The organism is Streptomyces sp. HUAS MS02, assembly GCF_055702265.1.
In genome coordinates, this window is the sequence record NZ_CM146747.1 from 750,054 (window position 1) to 771,296 (window position 21,243).

Sequence of the window (21,243 nt, forward strand, 5' to 3'; positions counted from 1 at the left end):
CTCACCCCGCCTTTTCGTCGGCGAAGAGGTTGACGTCCTCGGGGTCGGCGGTGAGGCCGACCCGCTCGCCGGCGACGGGGCCCCGGCCGGCCGGTACCTCCAGGCGCAGCAGCGGCCCCTGACCGCCGTCGATGCGCACGCCCGCGCGGACGAGGGTGCCGACGTAGGTGGCGGTTTCGACCGTGCCGGTACAGAAGCCGTCGTCGGCGGCGCTGGCCCGCAGCCGGCCCGGCTGCACCGCGACCTTCACCTGCGTGCCGGGAGCCAGCTGGTGACGGCGGGCCTTGATGAGACCACCGCTGTCGAGGCGGACCAGGGTGTGCTCGCCGTCGTGCTTGTCGATGCGGCCGGGCAGGAAGTTGGCCGCACCGAGGAAGTCCGCGACGAACGGCGTCCTCGGCCGCTCGAACAGCTCCCGGGGCGTGTCGAACTGCTCGATCAGACCGTTGCGCATCACGGCGATACGGTCGGACATGACCAGGGCTTCTTCCTGATCGTGCGTCACATAGATGACGGTCAGGCCGAGTTCCTGCTGGATGGTCTTGATCTCGACCTGGAGCTGGTCGCGCAGCTTCTTGTCCAGGGCGCCGAGGGGTTCGTCCATGAGGATGACCGGGGGGCGGTAGACCAGCGCCCGGCACAACGCCACACGCTGCTGCTGACCACCGGACAACTCACGGGGCTTACGCCCGCCGAACCCGGACAGGCCCGCGATCTCCAGCGTCTCCCCGACGCGCCTGCGGATCTCGTCCTTCGGCACACCGCGCAGGGTGAGCGGGAAGGCGACGTTCTCACTGACCGTCATGTGGGGGAAGAGCAGGTACTGCTGGAAGACGAACCCCAGGCCCCGCTTCTGCGGGGCGAGGCGGGTGACGTCACGGTCCCCGACGGTGATGGCGCCGGAGTCGGGTTCACAGAACCCGGCGATCATCATCAGCGTCGTGGTCTTGCCCGACCCGGAGGAGCCGAGGAACGTGACGAACTCCCCGGCCGCGATCTCCATCGACGCCTCGTCGACGGCGACGACGTCGCCGTAGGTCTTACGCAATGCCACTACCGACAGCGACTTGCCGGTCGAGGTGGCCGGCTTGTCGCCGGCCACCTTCAGCGACGGTGCGGCGACACCGAAATCAGCCACGAGCCCACTCCAACCAGCGCTTGGTGACGGCCGACTCGTTCTTCAGCCACCAGTCGACGTCCGCGTCGAAGCCCTTGTCGTAGTACTTCGGCGCACCTGCCAGCGCGTTGCGCTCGTCCTCGGTGAGCTTCGCGTAGGCCAGCGGGGACGACGGGTTCGACGGGAACGCCTTGGCCAGGGCGGCCTGGCTCTCCGCACGCAGTGAGAAGTCCATCAGCTGGTAGGCGGCGTCCACGTTGGCCGCGCCCTTGGCGATGGCATAGCCCTGGAACTGCCGGCGCATACCGTTGAGCTGCCGGGTGACCGGGACTCCTTGCTTCTCCAGGTCCGCGATACGACCGTCCCACACGGTGGACATGGTCACTTCCTGGCGGCTGAGCAGCACACCGGGGAGCGGGCCGCTGTCCCAGAACTTCTTGATGTCACCCCGCAGTCGCGTGAGCACCTTGAAGGCGCGGTCCACATCCAGCGGATACAGCTTGTCCATCGGGACGCCGTCGGCCAGCAGCGCGAACTCCAGCTCCGGCAGGTCACCGTCCGGATTGCACATCGAACGGCCGCCCTGGAACGCCTTGGTGTCCCAGAAGTCCGCCCACGACTCCGGCTTCTTACCGCCGAACGCATCCGTGCGGTACGCCATACAGGCGCCGTAGAAGCTGCTGCCGATGGCATGGTCGGCGATCTGGGCCTCGGGGATCTTCGCGCTCTTCACGCTCTTGACCCGGTCGAGGTCCAGCGCCTCCAGCGCGTCCTGCTTGACGTACTTGGTGTGCGACATCATCGAGTTGTTGATGAGATCGCACTGCGGCCGACCCTGCTTGATCTGCGCCAGCAGCGGGGCGTCGTCCAGGTTCAGCACCTTCACCTGGATGCCGGTCTCCTGCGTGAACGGCGTGTAGATCGCCTTCTGCAGAGCCGCACCGTAGGAACCACCACTGTCACGGACGACCACCGTCTTGCCACCCTTGTCCCCACCGGACGACACACGGCTGGTACCGGTGCCGCAGGCGGAGAGGGTGGTCGCGGCGGCGACACCCGCCGTGACCCCTCCTATTCCTCGCAGGAACAGTCTGCGGTCTATTCGGGCATCTTTCATTTGGTGCCTCCTGGTGGTACGGGCCGTAAGAAGGGGCGGCCGGGGACGTGGGAAGGGGGGCGGCTGTAAAGGGGGGTCTAGGGGCGGGGATCCGCCTCGTCTGATCCGGCACCGAGGCCGGGGGCCCGGAAGGTGTCGGCTCGCGCGGCCGTGTCGGGGTCCCAAGGGACGGCGAGGGCGGCGAGTTCGGTGCCGGGGGCGACGGTGAGGCCGTGCATGCCGTAGAAGATCCGCCCGTCGGCGGGGGCGTGGACGGTGTGCTCCGTACCGTCGGTCGGGTCGAGGATGCGGCCGAGGAGGTCGCCCTCGGCGACTTCGCCGATGACGTCGGCGTCGAAGGAGAACTCCGGGTACCACAGGCCGGTCGCCTCGGCGGTGACGCCGGCGGACCAGACCCACTCGCGGATCGGTGCCGGAGCGGAACCGTCGTGGTCGAGGACGCCCAGCTGGCGAAGTGCCTTCAGCAGGCCGTCGACACGGCGGAGGGCGGTGGCCTCGTCCCGCCGGCCGAGCTGACCCACCTCGACCAGGACCGCCGAGATGCCCCGGCGGGCGGCGGCCGCGTGGCTGTTGCCGCCCTCGGGTGTCAGCCCGAGGATGACGTCCTCGATACCGAAGGAGCCCGCGAGTTCGGCCGTCGCCTTGTCCAGGTCGGGGTCACCGGTGAGGCGGTAGCCGACGAAGTCCCGCAGGACCTGGTCGATACCACCGCAGTGCAGGTCGATGTAGACGTCGGCGCCGTCGACGAGGTGGGTGAAGAGCCAGGCGGCCAGCCGTTCGGTGGGGCCGCCGGCCGGGTCGCCGGGGAAGACACGGTTGAGGTTCACGCCGTCGACCGGGGAGACGTTGAGCCGGCCCTGGTACACGGCGGGTGGGTTGGCGACCGGACAGACGATCACCTGGCCGCTCACCTCGCCGGGCTCCAGCAGGCCTGCCAGGCGCACGGCGGCTTCGACGGGCGTGAACTCGCCGCCGTGCACTCCGGCAGTGATGACGACCCGGGGCCCCGGGCGGACTCCGTTGACCAGGGTCACCGGGATGTCCGCGGTGAGGGTGCCGAGATCGGCCCGGACGGTGCCGCGGACCTTGGTGCCGGGCGGGGTCTGAAGGGAGCCGACCGAGAGGGGGACGTCGTTCATGGTCATGCCTCCGTACGGCCGACGGTGGAGAGGAAGTCGATGGGCTGGAGCGAGGTGCCGTCCAGCGCGAGGTCCGCGGCGATGTCACCGAAGGCGGGCGAGAGCTTGAAGCCGTGACCGGAGAAGCCGGCGAGCAGGATGACGTTGTCGGCGCCGGGCAGCGGACCGATCAGGGGGCGGCTGCTCTCGGTGTAGCCCTCCATGTAGACGGAGAGGCGGGTCGGGTCCGGGTGCAGGTCGGGCATGTAACGGCCGATCAGCTCGGAGAAGATCTCCAGTTCGTCCGGCTGTACGGTGCGGTCCAGCTGGTTGGGGTCGCCGGCGAGCCGGTGCAGCGCGCGGGACAGTCCGAGCTTGACCGAGATGCCGTCCGGGGAGGGCAGGCCGTAGCAGTGGGTGGGGGCCGTCCGGATGAACGCCGGGCGCTCCTCGCCGAACCAGGCGTCGGGGTCGGTGGGCACGTACCAGGCGCTGACGAGGCGGCGGACTTCCACCTCCCACGGCAGGTCGGGCAGCAGGTCGTTGACCCAGGGGCCGGGCGTGACGACGGCGGTGTCGAAGCGCTCGCTGCCGGAGTCGGTGCGGATCTCCACGCCGCCCGCGACGGGGACGATCTCGCGGACCGTGCTGTAGCGGTGGATCACGGCGCCCAGCTGCTCGGCGCGGCGGGCGGCGGTCTGGATGGTCAGCTCCGGGCGGATGAAACCGGCGCGGCGGTCGAGCACGGCCGCGTCGCCGTCCTCGATGCGGTACTGCGGGAAGCGCTTGGCGAGGGACTCGGCGTCGAGCACCTCGTGGTCGAGGTCGTGGTCGGCGATGGACTGGAGGACGGTGGCCATCTGCTGGTGGTCGGTCGGCCCCATGAGCAGGCATCCGGTCAGGCGGCGCAGTTCGCGGCCGGTCTCCTGCTGGAGCCGCTCCCACAGGGTGTCGGCGTGCTTGAGGAGCGGAACGTACCGGGAGTCCTCGAAGTGCGCGCTGCGGAAGATCCGGGTCTCGCCACCGGCGGCGCTGCGGTCGTGGCCGGGGGCGAACCGGTCGTATCCGACGACCTCGGCGCCGCGGGCCGCCAGCCGCCAGGCGGCCTGGCTGCCCATCGTTCCCACGCCGACGACCGCGACGCGCTTCCTGGCAGCTGACACAGGACTTTCCTTTCGTATCGCCGAGGCGCATGCTGAGCCTTCGACGTGAGGCTGTTCGATTCGAGAGGGTTTGGGCGGGAGCCAGGTCCCCTCGTGGACCTGTGGCTCGCAACCGCCGCGTTCTCGCAGTCCGGCTCACTTCCGGGGATCTCCCCCGAGGCCGTGCCACTATGTGGAATGCCGTGCTAGAATCTGGCACAGAGAATGACAGTGGCTTCCGGGAGGAGTCAAGAGGGTGTTCTGCAGAAATTTTTCGGATTAACAGGGGGAAACCGGATGGAAATGAAGAGCGTCACCAGGTCGCTTCGGATCCTGGAGGCGGTCGCCCAGCATCAGCCCGTGACCGTGGGGGAGTTGACGAAGCTCTTCGGACTGCCGAAGTCCACCGTGCAGCGCACCCTGGTCACACTGGCGGAGGCCGGCTGGCTGCGCGCCAGCCGCAAGGACACCACCCGCTGGGAGATCGGCGCCCGCGTCCTGGCCGTACGCCCCGCCGCACTCCAGGGCTCCAGCCTGTTCGCCGCCGCCCGTGAACCCATGGTTCGCCTTCGCGACGCGATGAACGAGACCATCCACCTGTCGGTGCCGGATGCCCTGCAGTGCATGGTCGTGGTGGACCGCGTCGACTGCGACCACCCCGTGCGCACCTTCCACACGATCGGCGACACCTCACCCCTGCACGCCACCGCCGTCGGGCGCGCCGTCCTCGCCCACCTTCCGAGGCGGGACGTCGACGACCTCGTCGCGGCGGGGCTGGAGCGGTTCAGCGACACGACCCCCGTCGAGCCTGACGAGCTGCGCGCCGAGCTGGACCGGATCCGCACCGACGGCTACGCGGTCAACCGCAACCAGTTCCGGCCGGGCGTCTGCGCCGTCGCCGCACCGGTGCTCGACGAGGACGGCACCCCGCTGGCAGCCGTGGCCGTCTCCATGCCCGAGGCGCGGTACGCCGATGAACAGACACCCAAGTGGGGCCGCCTCGTCGCCGACACGGCCACGGAGATCTCACAGCGCCGCCTGGGCGCCTGAACGGCAGACGACAGCCCGCAGGCCGTCGGTCGAGGGCCGGCCTCGCACGCGTCAGCGCGTGAGGCCGGCCCTCAGCCTTGTCACGGCCGCCTCCGCCCCGCACTCACCCGGCCCATTGACCGACCGACCCCCCATCATGCCGCATTGTGGAACGCTATGCTAGAATCCGGCACAGATCATGACCGTCATCTCCGTGCTGGAGTCAAGAAGTGAGAACCAGGAACCCACGGGTCCGAGGGGGCATCGCATGGAGATGAAGAGCGTCACCAGGTCGCTACGGGTCCTGGAGGCCGTCGCCCGACATCAACCCGTGACCGTAGGCGAGCTGACGAAGCTCTTCGGGCTGCCGAAGTCCACCGTGCAGCGCACCCTCGTCACCCTCAACGAGGCCGGCTGGCTGCGGGCGAACCGCAAGGACACCACCCGCTGGGAGGTCGGCGCCCGCGTCCTCGCCGTACGACCGGCAGCCCTCCAGGGCTCCAGCCTGTTCGCCGCCGCCCGTGAACCCATGATCCGGCTCCGCGACGCGCTCAACGAGACCATCCACCTGTCGGTACCGGACGCCCTGCACGGCATGGTCGTCGTCGACCGCGTCGACTGCGACCACGCCGTACGCACCTTCCACGCCATCGGCGACACCTCGCCGCTGCACGCCACCGCCGCCGGAAACGCCGTCCTGGCCCATCTGGGGAACTCCGACATAGCAGAGGTCACCGCCGGGACGCTGGAGGGTTACGGCGAGCAGACCATCACCGACCCGGGCCGACTGCGCGCCGAGCTCCGTCGCGTGAGAGAGCGTGGCTACGCCGTCAACCACAACCAGTACCTGCAGGGTGTCTGCGCCATCGCGGCACCCGTGCTCGACGGTGAGGGAACACCGCTGGCCGCCCTGGCAGTCTCCCTGCCCGACTCCCGCTTCGAGCCCGGACGGCTGCCCGAGCTGGGCCGGCTGGTCGCCGACACGGCGGCGGAGATCACCGCCCGGCACCTGACCTGACGACGGTCCCGGCTTCCGGCGCCTCACCCCGGCTGATGCGTCACTTCACGATCACGTAGATCTTGCGCACGGTCTCGACGGTCTTCCAGACACCGACGAATCCCGGCTTCATGACAAAGCTGTCGCCGGCCTGGTAGACCACCGGCTCGCCGCCTTCCGGCGTGAGTTCGACGACGCCGGCGAGAATGTGGCAGAACTCGAAGGTCTCGCCCTTGATCGAGCGCGTCTCGCCGGGCGTCGCTTCCCAGACTCCCGTATGGATCATCTCCCCGCGGGCGATGTCCTGGGGCCAGGTCATGAACGCGGGGTCGCCGGAGATCAGACGTTCCGGGAGCGGGCCGGACCGCTGCGGCGCACAGGAGGGGGCGGTGTCGATGGTCTTCAGGAACGACATTCTTTCTTTCCTTGGAGTCGAGAGATCGCGAGAAATCGATGGCCGTCCACCCGTGCCCGGCGGTGGAGGGGGACCGGGCACGGGTGCGGCCCGTCACGGTGCGTGCTGCGGCGCGGTCAGGGCATGACCGCCGTCAGCTCACGGGCACCGCGAGGTACTGGTACTCCAGGAACTCGTCGATCCCCACCCGGCCGCCCTCGCGGCCGAGCCCCGACTGCTTGACGCCGCCGAAGGGTGCGGCCGGGTTGGACACGAGGCCCGTGTTCAGCCCCACCATGCCCACCTCCAGCCGTTCGCTCACCCGCAGGGCTCGGTCGAGGCCCTCGGTGAAGACGTAGCCGACCAGGCCCCAGGGGGTGTCGTTGGCTCGGCGGATCACCTCGTCCTCGTCGTCGAAGGTGAGGATCGCGGCGACGGGGCCGAAGATCTCCGTGTCCATCAGGCGGCTGCCGGGATCGACGTCGGCCAGCACGGTCGGCGGGTAGAAGCAGCCGGGGCCTTCGGGAGTACGGCCGCCCACGAGCACCCGCGCCCCGCGCTCGACCGCGTCGGCGACCAGCTCCTCCACCTTCGCGCGCCCCGTCCTGTCGATCAGCGGGCCGACGTCGACGCCGTCCCGGGTGCCCGGACCGACGACCAGCGCGCCCATCCGCTCGGCCAGGCGCCGCCCGAACTCCTCCGCCACCGACCGGTGCACGAAGAAGCGGTTGGCGGCCGTGCACGCCTCGCCCATGTTGCGCATCTTGGCGACCATCGCCCCGTCCACGGCCTTGTCCAGGTCGGCGTCCTCGAAGACCACGAACGGCGCGTTGCCGCCCAGCTCCATCGACGTCCGGACCACCGCCTGAGCGCTCTGGGCGAGCAGCAGCTGCCCGACGCCCGTGGAACCGGTGAAGGACAGCTTGCGAATCCGCCCGCCGCGCAGAAGCGGTTCGCACACCTCCCCCGCACGGGAGGTGGTGACGACGTTCAGCACGCCGTCCGGCAGCCCGGCCTCCTTGAGGATCGCGGCGAGGGCAAGGCTGGAGAGAGGGGTCTGCGGGGCCGGCTTGAGCACCATCGTGCAGCCCGCGGCGACCGCCGGGCCGATCTTGCGGGTGCCCATGGCCAGCGGGAAGTTCCACGGCGTGATCAGCAGACAGGGCCCCACCGGGCGGCGGGAGAGCAGCATCCGGTTGCGGCCGTCGGGCAGGGTGCCGTGGCCGCCGTCGATCCGGACGGCCTCCTCGGAGAACCAGCGGAAGAACTCGGCGGCGTACGCCACCTCTCCCCTGGCCTCGGCGAGCGGCTTGCCCATCTCGGCGGTCATCAGATGGGCCAGCTCGTCGGTGCGCTCGACGATGATCTCGTAGGCCCTGCGCAGGATCTCACTGCGGGCCCGGGGCGCCGTACGGGCCCACTCCTCCTGCGCGGCGACGGCCGCGTCCTCGGCGAGCTGCGTGTCCTTGGGGCCCGCGTCGGCGACATGGCAGAGGATCTCGCCGGTGGCGGGGTCGTCGACGGGCATGGTGGCGCCGTCCGAGGCGTCCACCCAGGCACCGCCGATGAACAACTGCGTGGGCGTGTCGGTCATGAGTTCTCTCCTGGTTGTCCGGGTCGGTCGGCGGCGGGGTCGAGCAGTTCCGCGAGGTGCAGGGCGCGGATGCCCCGGTCTCCGGCGAGGTGGTCGATCTGGGTGGCGCAGCTGAAGCCGTCGGCCACGACGACCGCCGGCGTGCCGGCGTCGATGTCGTCGAGGCGCGGCTTCAGGGCCAGGTCGGCGACGGCCATCGAGGTGTCGTAGTGCTGTGCCTCGAAGCCGAAGTTCCCGGCGAGTCCGCAGCAGCCCTCGGCCTCGTCGACGTTGCGTACGCCGAGGCGGCCGAGCAGGTCGCGGGGGTGGCGGCCCTTGAAGGTGGCGTACTCGTGGCAGTGGGTCTGCAGGACGACGTCGTCCGGCAGTTCTGGTGGCGTCCAGCCGGGGGCGGCCAGGTCGGTCAGGGCCCCGGTGAGGGTGTGGACGCGGGCCGCGACGCGCCGGGCGGCGTCGGTGCCGAGGAGTTCGGGCACGTCACGCTTGAGCGCTGCGGCGCAGCTGGGTTCGGCCACCACGATGGGCCGGTCGTCGCCGTTGTCCAGGCGGGCGACCGTACGGGCCATGATGCGGCGCGCACGGGAGAGCTGTCCGGTGCTCACCCAGGTCAGGCCGCAGCACAGATCGTCCTCCGCCGTGCAGGGGAGGCCGGCGTCGGCGAGCACGCGGCTCACCGCTCCGGCCACCTCGGGGCGGAAGGCTCTGGTGAAACTGTCCACGAACAGCAGCGACTTCGCCGGTTCGCCGGCCCTTGCCGAGCGCAGGGCCCGGCTCAGTGCCTGCCGGGAGGCGAAGGCGGGGATCCGGCGCTTCGTGGTCACGCCGCCGAGGCGCGCGAGCAGCTTTCCGAGGGGGCCGCGCAGCAGCGCGTTCACCGGGCGGGCCGCGTATCCGGCGAGCTTGGACGTCAGGGGCAGCCAGCCCAGCGAGTAGTGGGAGCGGGGCCGGATCCTGCCCTTGTAGTGCTGGTGCAGGAACTCCGCCTTGTACGTGGCCATGTCGACGCCGACCGGACAGTCGCTGGAGCAGGCCTTGCAGGACAGGCACAGGTCGAGGGCGTCACGCACCTCGGTGGAGCGCCAGCCGTCCTGGACGGTCCCGCCCCGCACCATCTCCTGGAGCAGACGAGCCCTGCCCCGCGTCGAGTCGTTCTCCTCCCCCGTGGCCCGGTAGCTGGGACACATCACGCCGCCGGCGTCGCTGCGGCACCGGCCGACGCCGACACAGCGGCGTACGGCGCCCGCGAAGCCGTCCTCGTCGTGCGGGAAGGAGAAGAGGGTCTCGACGGGCAGCAGGTCGGAGGGTGTGTGCAGGGCGAGGTCGGCGTCGAGGCGGGCCGGGGCCACGATGACGCCGGGGTTGAGCAGGCCCTCGGGGTCGAAGATCTTCTTGAAGGCGGTGAACGCCCGGATCATGCGGTGGCTGTACATGACCTCCAGCAGCTCGCCGCGGGCCCGCCCGTCGCCGTGTTCGCCCGACAGGGTTCCGCCGTGTTCGACGACCAGGGCGGCGGCTTCGGAGAGGAACCGGCGGGTGGCGGTCCGCCCCGCGTCCGTGGCGAGGTCGAAGTCGATGCGTACGTGGACGCAGCCCGCGCCGAAGTGCCCGTACAGCACGCCGGTCAGTCCGTGGGCGGCCAGCAGCTTGCGGAAGTCGCGCAGGTAGGCGGCCAGGTCCTCGGGCGCGACGGCCGCGTCCTCCCAGCCCGGCCAGGACTCCCCGCCGTCGACCAGGCGGGCGGCGAGCCCTGCCCCGTCCTCCCGGACCCGCCACAGTGAGCGCTGTTCGGCCGGGCTGTGCACGACCCGCCCACCGGTCATGCGGCCCTGTGCCGCGAGCGCGTCCAGCAGTTCGTCGGCGCGGGCGTCGACGGCCGCCTGGTCGTCGCCGTCGAGCTCGACATACAGCCAGGCGCGCCCTTCCGGCAGCCCGGTGACGGAGTCCGGGCCGCGCCGGGCACGCATGGTGGCGACGATCGCCTCGTCCATGCCCTCCACAGCGGTGGGATTCCAGCGCAGGATCTCGGGCACGTCCTCGGCGGCGTCGACCACGTCGTCGTATCCGAGGGTGAGGAGGGTGGAAGCCTGTGCGGTCGCCACCAGGCGGACCGTCGCGGCGGTGACGACCGCACAGGAGCCTTCGGTGCCCACCAGCGCGCGAGCCATGTCGAAGCCGTGCTCGGGCAGCAGGTGGTGCAGCTGGTAGCCGGAGACCTGACGCGGGATACGTCCCAGCTCGGTGCGGATCGGCGCCAGATCGGCCTCGATCAGGCGGCGCACGTCCGCTTCCAGGCGGGCGACCCGCTCGACCGCGTCCGTGTCGTCCGGGTCGGCCGCGCGCAGGCCGGTGCGGTCGGCGACGGCGCGCACGCCGTCTGCCGTCACGATCTCCAGCGCCTCGACATGACCGCTCGTGCGCCCGTGCCGCACCGACCGGTTGCCGCAGGCGTCGTTGCCGATCATGCCGCCGAGGGTGCACCGGCTGTGCGAGGACGGGTCGGGGCCGAAGGTGAGTCCGTGCAGTGCGGTCGCGCTGCGCAGCGCGTCCAGGATCACTCCCGCCTCGACGCGTGCGGTGCGCGTCATCGGGTCGATGTCCAGGATCCGGTTCATGTACCGGGAGAAGTCCAGTACGACGCCGGGGCCGACGGCGTTGCCCGCCATGCTGGTGCCGCCGCCGCGCGCGGTGACCGGGACGTGCGCCTCGCGGCAGGCCCGCAGCACCGCGACGACGTCGTCGGCGCTGCGGGGAAGGACCACGGCCCTCGGCGGGACCCGGTAGTTGGAGGCGTCGTAGGCGTAGAGGCCGGTGGATCCGGGGCCGGTCTCCACCCGCAGGCCGGGCGCGGTCTCGGCGAGACGCGCGACCAGCGGCTCCAGGGCCGTGGTGGTGTCCGTCATCGCCCTGCCGCTCCCGATGTGCCGGCCTCGACCGCGGTCGCCCATGCCTGGAGGCCCTCGTCCACGGCCGTCTCGTCGATGACGAGCGCCGGGATCATCCGGACGACCTGGTTCCAGGCGCCGCACAGAAGCAGGAGCAGGCCCTCGTCGACGGCGGCACGCTGGACGCGGGCGGCGGTTTCGGGGTCGGGGCTGCCGTCCTCGGTGACGAACTCGGTGGCCAGCATGAGGCCGAGGCCGCGCACGTCACCGATGCCCGGCGTCCGGTCGGCCACCGCCTCCAGGCCCTGGCGCAGCCGCTTGCCCATCGCCTCGGCGTTCTCGACGAGCTTCTCGTCGCGTACGACGTCCAGGGTCGCGCAGGCCGCGGCGCAGGCGACGGCGTTGGCTCCGTACGTGCCGCCCTGCGAGCCGGGCCACGCCTTGGTCATCAGCTCCTCGGAGGCGGCGATGCCGGACAGCGGGAAGCCGCTGGCCAGGCCCTTGGCGGTGACGAGGATGTCGGGTGTGACGCCGAAGTGGTCGTGGCCCCAGAAGCGGCCGGTGCGGCCGACGCCCGTCTGCACCTCGTCGAGGATCAGCAGGAAGCCGTGGCGGTCCGCCCGCTCCCGCAGGCCCTCCATGAAGGCGCGGGTGGCGGGGACGTACCCGCCCTCGCCGAGGACCGGCTCGACGATGATCGCGGCCGTGTCGGCGGGCGAGGAGATCGTCTGGAGCGTGTAGTCCAGTTCCCTCAGGGCGAAGCGGGTCGCGGCCTCCTCGTCCCAGCCGTAGCGGTAGGCCGACGGGAAGGGGGTGACGACGACACCGCTCATCAGCGGCGAGAAGCCGGAGCGGAAGCGGGTGCCGGAGGTCGTCATGGAGGCGGCGGCGACCGTACGGCCGTGGAAGCCGCCGTGGCAGACGATGACGTTGGGGCGGCCGGTGGCCTGGCGGGCCAGCCGCAGCGCGGCCTCGACGGCCTCGCTGCCGGAGTTGGTGAAGAACAGGCTGTCCAGGCCGGCCGGCAGCACCTCGCCGAGCTTGTCGACCAGACGCCGCAGCGGCTGGTGCATGACCGTCGTGTACTGGCCGTGGATCAGGGTGCCCACCTGCTCCTGCGCCGCCGCGACGACCTTGGGGTGGCAGTGCCCGGTGCTGGTGACGCCGATGCCGGCGGTGAAGTCGAGGTAGCGGCGGCCGTCCTGGTCGAAGAGGTGGACGCCCTCGCCCCGGGCCGCCACCACGGGTGTGGCCTGGCGAAGGTGCGGCGACAGTGCGGTCATGTTCGTCTCCCGGCCTCGGTGTTCGGTCTGCTGCGGTTCCGCGTCGGTTCTGCTGGGGTTCCGCGTCGGTTCCGCTGAGGTTCTGCTGGTGTTCTGCTGCGGTCTGCTGCGGTCTGACGAGCATCTCGGCGGACCGGGGTCGCGCCAACGCGCGATCTGTCCGGCCGGGACGCGGTATCCGGACGTTGTGTCAGGCACGCCGTGCTCGCGCGCCGCCCCCGCCGCCTCCCGGCCACCGCCTCCGGGCTCTTGCGCAGGTCGGCGACGCTTGTCAGAGTGACGTGGCATTCCCCGAGCTCCGTGGCCTCACCGGAGCCGGGACCCCCATGGAGGCACCGTGAGCGAGAACCACCCCACGGCTCCAGGGCCGGGCGCCGACGGTCCGGGCGCCTGCGTGCCGGGCCCCGACGCCGGCCTGCCGGGCCGCGACATGAACACCGGCGGCCGCTCGCTCACCGTGGCCGACGCGCTGGCCCTTCCCGTCCTGGCCGCCGGACAGCCGCAGGTGGTCACCGGCTCGTCCCGGCTCGACAGGCCCGTCCGCTGGGTCCACATCACGGAACTGACCGACCCCGCCTCCTTCCTGAAGGGCGGCGAACTCGTCCTGACCACCGGCATGCCTCTGCCCGAGGAGCCGGCCGGCGTACGCCGTTACGTCGACGAACTCGCCGACGTCGGCGCGGCGGCCCTGGTCATCGAACTGGTCCGCCGCTACCACCGCCCGCCCGACGCCCTGGTCCACGCCTGCGAGGTCCGCGGGCTGCCCCTCGTCACCCTGGCCAAGGACGTCAACTTCCTGGAGGTCACCCAGGTCGTCCACGCGTTCATCCTCGGCAACCAGGCCGAGGTGATGCGGCGGACCCAGCGCGTCCACGAGGCGTTCACCGCCCTCACCCTGCGCGGCGCCGGGCCCGAGGACGTCGTACGCGCCGCCGCCGAGATGAGCGGCCACACCGTCGTGCTGGAGAACCTGGTCCACCAGGCACTCGTCTGCGAGCCTTCCGTCGACCCGGCCGGGGCGGCGCTCACCTCCTGGGAACAGCGCTCCCGAGCGACACCGCCCACCGACCAGACCACCGTCGCCGGCCCCGAGGGCTGGCTGGTGGCGCCCGTCGAGTACCAGGGCGAACGCTGGGGCAGGGTGGCCATGCTCCCGACCCCGCCCGGCCCGGCCCCGCACGCGGCCCTCGGCCCCTTCGGTCCGGAAGCCGTCACGATCCTGGAGAGAACCGCGATGGCCCTCACCATCGCCCGTCTCACCCACCCCACGCCGTGGGAACGTGCCGCTCACCGCAGTGTGCTGCGTGACCTCGTCGAGCAGCGCCACCGCTCGCCCGCCGACGCCGAGACCCGGATCACCGCGCTGGGCCTGCCCACGGAGGGCTGCCGCTTCATCGCCGTACTCGCGAACGTCCCCTGCGAGGCCGACACGGCCAAGGCCGAGGAACTCCTCCACGAGGAGCTGAAGAAGAGGGGAACACAGGCCCTCATCGGCCTCCTCCGACCGACCCGCCTCGGCATCCTCCTGTCACTGCGACCCGAGCAACCGTGGCGACCCGCCGTCGAACACCTGAGCCGCACCGCACTGGACCTGGTCCCCGGGACAACGGTGAGCACGGGCAGCGAGGCGGCCGACCTCCCCGCCGTCGCCCGCTCGTTCCGTGAGGCGACCCGGGTCGCCGAAGCCACCGAGCCCGGCCAGCCGCTCCCCCTGGACCGCTCGTACCACGAACGATCCGACATCGGCCTGCGCCGCCTGCTCTTCGCCCTGCGCGACGACACCCGGATCCAGGACTACGCCGAACGCCGACTCGGCCGACTCGCCGACCACGATGCCCGCCATGGCACCGACCTGCTCACCACCCTGCGCCACTACCTCGAGGCCGCGGGCAACAAGACCGTGGCCGCCCGCTCCGGGGGCCTGTCCCGCGAGACCGTCTACCAACGTCTGCGCACCATCGAGCGGATCCTCGACTGCGACCTCGAATCCGGCGAACAGCGCACCGAACTCCACGTGGCGCTCACGGCCCTCGACGTCTCGCGGGTCCGCTGAGGGGCGTGCGCATCAGGGCACTGCGCACAGCCGCGGTGTCCGTGCCGGACAGGGCGAGGACGGAGAGCAGGACGAGCGCGCACGCCGGGCCCAGTACGGTCCAGGGCGCCAGTTCCGCGTACGGCTGGTTCTCCGACAGCAGGCGGCCCCATTCCGCGGTGGGCGGCTGCTCGCCCAGGCCGAGGAAGCCGAGGGAGGCCAGGACGAGAACGGTGGTGGGCAGGCGCACGAGGGCGTTGCGCAGCAGAGGCGGCAGTGCCGCGGGGAGCAGGTGGTGGCGGAGCAGGTAGCCCGGGCCGGCGCCGTAGGAGACGGCCGCGAGCATGTGGCCGCTGGCCCGTTCCTGTTCGAGCAGGGCCGCGGCCTGGGCTGCGTACGGGGTCCAGCCGACCAGGCAGACCGCGAGGGCGGCGCCCGAGGCCGACGGGCCGGTCACCGCGGTGGTCAGCAGTCCGGCGAGGACTGCCGGCATCGTCGACACCACTTCCGTGAGCCCCGCGCCCACCTGTGCCGCCATGCCGAGCAGCAGGCCGGTGAGGGCGCACACCGCGGTCACCGCGAGGGCCACGCCCACCGTGCGCAGCGCGCCGTGGCCCAAGCGGGCCAGCAGATCGCGGCCGAGCGCGTCCGTGCCCAGCGGGTGTGCGACTGAGGGCGGGAGAAGTCGGGCCGCCGTGTCCACGTGCAGGGGGTCGCGCAGCAGTCCGGCGACGACCAGCGTGAGCAGGGCGAGGGCACAGGCTCCGGCGGCCCAGCGGGTGGAGCGCCCTCGCGGGAGGGCAGGTGTGTGCAGGGCGGGCAGGGCCCCGTCCCGCAGGGCCGGGCCGAGCAGTGCGCGACGCAGGGCCTGGATGAGGAGGCCGGCGGCGATGCCGAGCAGGACGAGGGCCAGGGTCGCGGTCTGCAGGGGCGGGAGGTCCTGGGCGATGGCGGCGTCCAGGGCGAGGCGGCCGAGCCCGGGGATGTTGAAGATCTTCTCCACCGCGACGGCACCGCCGACCAGGCCCACGACGGTCGGCAGGAGTTGTGGGAGAACTCCTGCCAGGGTGCGGCGCAGTGCGTGCCGGGCGACATGGCCGGGTGCGAAGCCGTAGGCGTGCCAGGTGCGGGCCCACGGTTCGTCGAAGGCCGCGGGCAGCGCCTGGTCGAGCAGACCGCCGATCATCGCTCCCGACGGCACCCCGAGGGCGAGTGCGGGCAGCACCATCGACGCCGGGCCCTCCCACCCGCTGGAGGGGAACCAGCCCAGCCACACCCCGCACACGGTGGCGAGCAGTGCGGCGAGCAGGAACTTGGGCAGCGCGGCGAGGACGGCGACGCCGATGGCCCCGGTCCCCCGGTGCAGCCGTCGTCGGGAGCCGAGGTACAGGGTGCGGGCGCTGACCAGTGCGGCGACGGCGATGGTGACGATCAGCGCGCCGAACATCAGCGTGACGGAGACCGCGAAGGCGCTCGTCACCTGGGGCAGCACCGCCTCACCGGACACCCAGGAAGTGCCCGCGTCGCCCCGCGGCAGTCCGCGCAGCCAGTGCGCGAGATGGACGAACGGTCCCTCGTCCAGGCCCAGTTGTTCTCGTACGGCGGCCAGCTGGGCGGGCGTGGGGTCCTGGTCGCCGGAGCGGGCCCGCAGGACCGTCAGCGCGGGGTCCTTCCCGGACAGCCAGGGCAGCATGGCCACGGCCGTGAGCAGCGCGGCCCCGGCGGTGAGGCGGCCGAGGCCCGCGCGCCACCGGGACGGGCGGGCCTCGGCACCGGCCGACGTGACGCTCATCGGCCGCTACTTGAGGTGGGTGTCGAGGTCGATCAGGGAGCGCTCACGGGGGTCGAGGAGCACGCCCTCGACATCGGTGGCGATGCCCTGGACGACCTTCTCGTGGACCAGCGGCACGACGGCGTCGGTGCGCAGGATCTGCGCCTCGGCGGCCATGATCTTCTGCTGCCGCCTGGTCGTGTCGCCTTCCTCGGCGGCGGACTTGACGGCCCGGTCCACCTTGGCGTCCTTCAGAGCGGCGATGTTGTACACGCCGTCGCCGGTGAAGTCGCTCGCCAGGTACGCGACCGCGTCGCCGGTGTCGAGGAGGGTCACCCGGGAGAAGACGAGCGCGTCGTACTCGCCCGCGAGGAGGTCGGCCTCCATCTGCGTGTACTCGCGTACGTCCTGCTTCACGGTGAACCCGGCCTTCTCCAACTGCTGCTGCAGCACGGTGGCGGCCTCGGGCAGTTCGGCGCGGTTGGTGAAGGCGGCCAGGCGCAGGGCCTTGCCCTTCGTCCTGGACCTGACCTGTGCGGGTGTCGCGGCCTTGGCACGGCCGGTGACCGCGACGCGCTTGTCGGCCGCCCAGGACACGGCGGGTCCGAACAGGCCCTGCGCGGGGGCGGCGTACCCACCGAAGATCGAGTCGACCAGGGCGGAGCCGTCCACGGCCTCGCGGGCCGCCGCGCGCAGCGCGGGGTCGGCGAAAATGCCGTTGCCCGTGTTGAGGATGAGGCTGTCGGTCCGTACGGAGGGCACTTCGTGACGGGTGTTGGCGTCCAGCAGCTTCGCCTGGGCGGTGGGGATCCACTCGGCGATGTCGACGTCGCCGCCGCGCAGGGCGTTGGCGCGGGCGGTGCCGTCGGCTATCCAGGTGACATCGATGCCGGGCGCCTTGGCCTTGCCGCCCCAGTAGCCGTCGAAGCGGTCGAGCGTGGCCTTGGACTTGCCGGTGAGCTTCGTGACCTCGAAGGGGCCGGTTCCGGTGCCGATCGCGCTCGCGGTGCCGTCCTTCGCGTACGCCTTGGCGGAGAGGATGGCCAGCGCCGGGCTGGCCAGACGCAGCGGGAGCACCGGGTCGGCGGTCTTGGTGCTGATGGTGACGGTGTCGGCGTCGTCGGCTTTCGCGGTGAGGGTGACGTCGCTGAGGACGCGGGGCTTGGGCGTTGCGGCGTCCGCGTGGTCGAGGGCGCGCACGACCGCGTCGGCGGTGACCGGCGTGCCGTCCTGGAAGGTGGCCTTGCGCAGCTCGAAGGTCCAGGTGGTGGGGCTGTTCTGCTTCCAGGACCTCGCCAGCGCGGGTGCGGCGGCGCCGTTCTTGTCCAGGGCGGTGAGTCCTTCGACCGCGGAGAGCTTGCCCAGCAGGGTGGCGTCGTCGCTGTAGGTGGACAGTGCCTGCACCGGCGGCCGGGCGAGCGCGACCCTCAGCCGACCGGCAGACCCGTCTCGCGTGTCCGAACCGGATCCTGCTGCACCGGACACGAAGCAGCCGGCCAGCAGCGGAGTGAGGGCAAGCGTCGAGACGAGACCGCGGGTGGTCGTACGCATGGGAGTCCTGTCATGCGGGAGAGAGTGGCGTGAGCCCGTGCGCGCTCAGCTGGGCAGGGCTCGATCAGAATATAAGGCAAGCCTAACTTGATCTACCTCGATAGGTGAATTCTCAACCAATGAGATCGCTGTGTACGAGGTAACGCCCTCCGCCGACAAGAGAGCAGCCCGGTGGGGGAGAACCGGGGTGGTCATACGTCCTCGCCTCCGGGGTCGGCGACGCCGACGGTGTTCTCGACCGAGCCGCGATGGGTGCGGCCTTGCCGTCGGAGCGACGCCGGCTGGAGGGCCGGGTGAGTGGCAGCGGGGAAGCTGGAGCCGTGACCGGCGGTGACCAGCGGAGTGGGGGCGGGCCGAGCGGTCCATCGGCCCCGGCGTAGCCGTCGTTCAGCCCATTGCTGGTGGTGATGCCCAGCAGGGATGGGCAGGGACGTTCAGGAAGCGGTGTACCCGCCGTCGACGGTCAGGACCGATCCGGTCACGTACGACGACTCCGACGATGCGAAGAAGAGCACCGCGTCAGCGACCTCTTCAGGGGTGGCGAGGCGTTGGAGCGGGATCGTGCTCTCACGCTGGCGTCGGTAGCCCTCGGGGTCGGGCCTGCGCTGGAACGCCGCTTCGATGATCGGGGTGGCGGTCAGGCCCGGAGCGACGACGTTGACGCGGATGTTGCGCGGGGCCCATTCGATCGCCGCACCCTTGGCAAGCATGATGAGGCCCCCCTTGGCGGCGGAATACATGACCTGCCCGGCCATGCCGACCATGCCCAGCCGTGAGCTGACGCAGACGAACGAGCCGCCGGTCTCGGGTATCAGCGGCGCGAAGTGCTTCATCACCAGGAACGCGCTGAGCAGGTTGCTCTCCAGCACGTTCTTCGCATCGTCGCAGGCCATCTCGGTGAGCGGACCGTCGGCCTGCAGACCGTGATTGAGGACGACGACGTCGACGGTGCCGAAGGACTCGGCGGCCTGCTCGGCCAAGTGCTCGACGAATGCCTCGTCGTTGAGGTCTCCGGGAACGTACAGGTCGTCGGGCTGAGCGCTGTCGAGTCTCTCCCTGCGGCCGGTGAGCAGCAGCCGCGCTCCTTCGCGGCGGAAGTGGGAACTCACCGCCTGCCCGATGCCACTGCTGGCGCCGGTCACCAGGGCCGTGACGTTGTCGAGTCTCATGTCAGGTACTCCATTACGGGGGAGGTCGGTCGTCGGGGTGCGGGCTCGCCACGGTGTCTTGTCCATGGGGCCGGTCAGTTGAGGAATCCGCGGGCGTCGACCGGCCAGCGCTGCAGCGATGTACCCGTGCTGTCGGTGACGATCAGCTCCTCGAAACCGAGGACCACGGGGCATGCGTGGTTGGGCACCACCGGTACGACGGTGCCGACGCTGGGGCGGAACTCGCCGTCCGGCAGCGGAAGGAATCCGTGGTACTCGTTGAGCTTGGCCAGTACCGCCCCCGTGCCGGCGATGCCGCCGTAGCCGATCTCGGGGCTGCCTTCGCGGCTGAGGGCCTTGGTGCCCACATCGAGGATGACCTGGTCGGGGACCCAGTCGCTGATCACGGTGCCGGCGACGAACAGGGCGATCTGGTCGTCCGTGCAGGAGCCCAGCCGGGCGTTGTTCAGATCGCCGAAGACGTACTCGCCGGGACGGATCTCGGTGATCACGCTGCTTCTGGTGGAGAACTCGAGGGTGGGAGTGGAGCCGGCGCTGACCACCTCAGCGGTGACCCCGACGTCGGCGAGGCTGCGTACCGCGGTGGTGAGCGCGGCCTCCTGGTCCTGCGCGGCGCGCCGGCGAGCGTCCCGGCCGGCGCTGCCATGACCTGGATAGGTGAAGACGCCCACCGGCACCAGGCCGCGCTTGCGGGCGGCGAGCGCGAGATCGCCCGCAGCGTCGGGCGGCGCCCCGGAACGACGGGCGCCGCAGTCGACCTCGATCACGACCTGCAGCAGGTCCGGCTCGTCTCCCATCGCGTCGGCGAGGGCCTCGATCGCCGCGACGTTGTCGACGCCGACCCGCAGCCGGGTGGACTCGGAGAGCCGGCGTATCCGGGGCCCCTTCGATCCCGCGGGCCAGATGGGGTAGGCGAGGAAGATGTCGTCGAAGCCGGCCGCGGCGAAGACCTCGGCCTCACCGACGTTTCCCGCGGTGATCCCGACCGCGCCGGCCTCGATCTGGCGTCGGCCGATCTCCACGCACTTGTGCGTCTTGACGTGCGGCCTGACCTTGAGGTTGTGCTGGTCGGCGAAGCCCTGTACGCGGTCGATGTTGCCTTGCATGACGTCGACCAGCACGATCGGCGCGGGGGTGTCGATCCGCTCGACAAGAGCGTCGAGTGCTCGTTGCAGCCGGTTCACGCTGCCCTCCTTGTGGTTCTGCCTGGAATGATCGAGGGGCGCCCGCCTCCACAGCGGTCGCCTGCTACACAGCGGTGCAGACCATCTGGATCTCGACAGGGGTGTTGAGGGGCAGCCCGGCGACACCGATCGCGGTGCGGGCATGGCGTCCGTTCTCCCCCAGGACCTCGATGAGCAGTTCACTGGCCGCGTTGGCGACCTGCGACTGCTCACCGAAGTCCGGCGTGCTGGCCACGAAGACCAGCATCTGCACGATCCTGACCCGCTCCAGATCACCCACCGCCTGCACAGCGGCGGCGAGCGCGTTGAGCGCGGCATGGCGCGCCAACTCCCGCGCCGCCTCCAGCCCCACGTCCCGGCCGACCACACCCCGACCCAGCAACTCGCGGTCCTTGTAAGGGAGTTGGCCCGATATGTAGGTGGTGGAGCCCACGGTCCGGTGGTGCACGTAGTACGGGTTGTCACGGAGCTCCGGCAGGGTCAGCCCCAGGGCCTGGAGCCGATCGGAAGCCGCCCGCTTCACATGGATGTTGATCATCTGCACTCGGTTCTCTCCTCGAGTAACAGTGGCGACATAACGCCGCATGGTGACTCAAACCTGCCACCATATTGTCGTTTGTCGACCATATGAGGGTGCGTCGAGCACTGTCAATACAAACTTTGCGCGCCGGGATACGACCATCATGCAGACCGGTTGATCGAGCACACCGGAGTCGACGCCGACTGCGCCGCAGGAGAAGCAGCGCGTACGACAGAAGGCCGCCACGACGCGCCCCCTCCTGGAGGAACGGGCCCGCGCGCGCAGCCATGATCGGCCCGTCGCCGCCTACCGGCCCCACCGTGCCGGCTGCCGGCGACCCTCA

The 21,243-nt window shown here is 71.1% G+C and carries 16 protein-coding genes; 3 read left to right on the top strand and 13 right to left on the bottom strand.

Going from position 1 to position 21,243, the window contains the following annotated elements; genetic code table 11:
- Nucleotide 1 precedes the first annotated feature (1 nt).
- The 4 genes from ACZ9QC_RS03300 to solA all read right to left on the bottom strand — a co-directional run bounded on the left by ACZ9QC_RS03300 (nucleotide 2) and on the right by solA (nucleotide 4,515).
- The gene (locus tag ACZ9QC_RS03300; RefSeq protein ID WP_472918727.1) at nucleotides 2-1,138 is read right to left on the bottom strand and encodes an ABC transporter ATP-binding protein; all 1,137 of its coding nucleotides are present in this window, start codon (nucleotides 1,136-1,138) and stop codon (nucleotides 2-4) included.
- Nucleotides 1,131-2,234, bottom strand: coding sequence for an ABC transporter substrate-binding protein (locus tag ACZ9QC_RS03305; protein WP_472918728.1), 1,104 nt, complete (start codon nucleotides 2,232-2,234; stop codon nucleotides 1,131-1,133). Before ACZ9QC_RS03305 ends, ACZ9QC_RS03300 begins: the two co-directional genes overlap by 8 nt.
- A gap of 77 nt (nucleotides 2,235-2,311) precedes the next feature.
- Complete coding sequence (locus ACZ9QC_RS03310) at nucleotides 2,312-3,373, bottom strand: succinylglutamate desuccinylase/aspartoacylase family protein (RefSeq protein WP_472918729.1); 1,062 nt, start codon at nucleotides 3,371-3,373, stop codon at nucleotides 2,312-2,314.
- A 2-nt stretch (nucleotides 3,374-3,375) separates the two neighbouring features.
- Nucleotides 3,376-4,515, bottom strand: a complete 1,140-nt coding sequence (gene solA / locus ACZ9QC_RS03315; RefSeq protein ID WP_472918730.1) for an N-methyl-L-tryptophan oxidase — start codon at nucleotides 4,513-4,515, stop codon at nucleotides 3,376-3,378.
- Nucleotides 4,516-4,797: 282 nt separating this feature from the next.
- On the opposite strand from solA, the gene ACZ9QC_RS03320 reads away from it, so the two are divergent.
- Both ACZ9QC_RS03320 and ACZ9QC_RS03325 read left to right on the top strand, forming a co-directional pair.
- Nucleotides 4,798-5,544 carry an IclR family transcriptional regulator gene (locus tag ACZ9QC_RS03320; RefSeq protein WP_472921584.1) on the top strand — a complete coding sequence of 249 codons (747 nt, stop codon included), beginning with the start codon at nucleotides 4,798-4,800 and terminating at the stop codon, nucleotides 5,542-5,544.
- 253 nt (nucleotides 5,545-5,797) lie between these two features.
- The gene (locus tag ACZ9QC_RS03325; protein WP_472921585.1) at nucleotides 5,798-6,541 is read left to right on the top strand and encodes an IclR family transcriptional regulator; all 744 of its coding nucleotides are present in this window, start codon (nucleotides 5,798-5,800) and stop codon (nucleotides 6,539-6,541) included.
- Nucleotides 6,542-6,581: 40 nt separating this feature from the next.
- Here ACZ9QC_RS03325 and ACZ9QC_RS03330 read toward each other — a convergent pair whose 3' ends face one another.
- From ACZ9QC_RS03330 to ACZ9QC_RS03345, 4 genes are all read right to left on the bottom strand, one after another.
- Nucleotides 6,582-6,935 carry a cupin domain-containing protein gene (locus ACZ9QC_RS03330; protein WP_472918731.1) on the bottom strand — a complete coding sequence of 118 codons (354 nt, stop codon included), beginning with the start codon at nucleotides 6,933-6,935 and terminating at the stop codon, nucleotides 6,582-6,584.
- Between the two features lie 133 nt (nucleotides 6,936-7,068).
- A complete protein-coding gene (locus ACZ9QC_RS03335; RefSeq protein WP_472918732.1) occupies nucleotides 7,069-8,508 on the bottom strand; it encodes an NAD-dependent succinate-semialdehyde dehydrogenase in 1,440 nt (479 codons plus the stop codon).
- The gene (locus ACZ9QC_RS03340; RefSeq protein WP_472918733.1) at nucleotides 8,505-11,408 is read right to left on the bottom strand and encodes an FAD-binding and (Fe-S)-binding domain-containing protein; all 2,904 of its coding nucleotides are present in this window, start codon (nucleotides 11,406-11,408) and stop codon (nucleotides 8,505-8,507) included. The genes ACZ9QC_RS03335 and ACZ9QC_RS03340 overlap by 4 nt, the downstream gene beginning before the upstream one ends.
- Nucleotides 11,405-12,673: an aspartate aminotransferase family protein gene (locus ACZ9QC_RS03345; protein ID WP_472918734.1), complete on the bottom strand. Its 1,269-nt coding sequence runs from the start codon at nucleotides 12,671-12,673 to the stop codon at nucleotides 11,405-11,407. The genes ACZ9QC_RS03340 and ACZ9QC_RS03345 overlap by 4 nt, the downstream gene beginning before the upstream one ends.
- Nucleotides 12,674-13,010: 337 nt before the next feature.
- Here ACZ9QC_RS03345 and ACZ9QC_RS03350 point away from each other — a divergent pair, with 337 nt between their 5' ends.
- Complete coding sequence (locus ACZ9QC_RS03350) at nucleotides 13,011-14,726, top strand: PucR family transcriptional regulator (protein ID WP_472918735.1); 1,716 nt, start codon at nucleotides 13,011-13,013, stop codon at nucleotides 14,724-14,726.
- On the opposite strand, the gene ACZ9QC_RS03355 is transcribed toward ACZ9QC_RS03350, so the two are convergent.
- The 5 genes from ACZ9QC_RS03355 to ACZ9QC_RS03375 form a co-directional block, all read right to left on the bottom strand.
- Nucleotides 14,695-16,497 carry an ABC transporter permease subunit gene (locus ACZ9QC_RS03355; protein WP_472918736.1) on the bottom strand — a complete coding sequence of 601 codons (1,803 nt, stop codon included), beginning with the start codon at nucleotides 16,495-16,497 and terminating at the stop codon, nucleotides 14,695-14,697. The genes ACZ9QC_RS03350 and ACZ9QC_RS03355 overlap by 32 nt on opposite strands.
- 6 nt (nucleotides 16,498-16,503) lie before the next feature.
- Nucleotides 16,504-18,027, bottom strand: a complete 1,524-nt coding sequence (locus ACZ9QC_RS03360; protein WP_472918737.1) for an ABC transporter substrate-binding protein — start codon at nucleotides 18,025-18,027, stop codon at nucleotides 16,504-16,506.
- Between the two features lie 434 nt (nucleotides 18,028-18,461).
- Entirely contained in the window at nucleotides 18,462-19,196 is a 735-nt protein-coding gene (locus tag ACZ9QC_RS03365; protein ID WP_472918738.1) for an SDR family NAD(P)-dependent oxidoreductase, read from the bottom strand.
- Between the two features lie 74 nt (nucleotides 19,197-19,270).
- A complete protein-coding gene (locus ACZ9QC_RS03370) occupies nucleotides 19,271-20,380 on the bottom strand; it encodes an alanine racemase (RefSeq protein ID WP_472918739.1) in 1,110 nt (369 codons plus the stop codon).
- A 64-nt stretch (nucleotides 20,381-20,444) separates the two neighbouring features.
- Nucleotides 20,445-20,918 (bottom strand): RidA family protein, encoded by a 474-nt coding sequence (locus ACZ9QC_RS03375; protein ID WP_472921586.1) that lies wholly within the window; start codon nucleotides 20,916-20,918, stop codon nucleotides 20,445-20,447.
- Nucleotides 20,919-21,243: the final 325 nt, after the last annotated feature.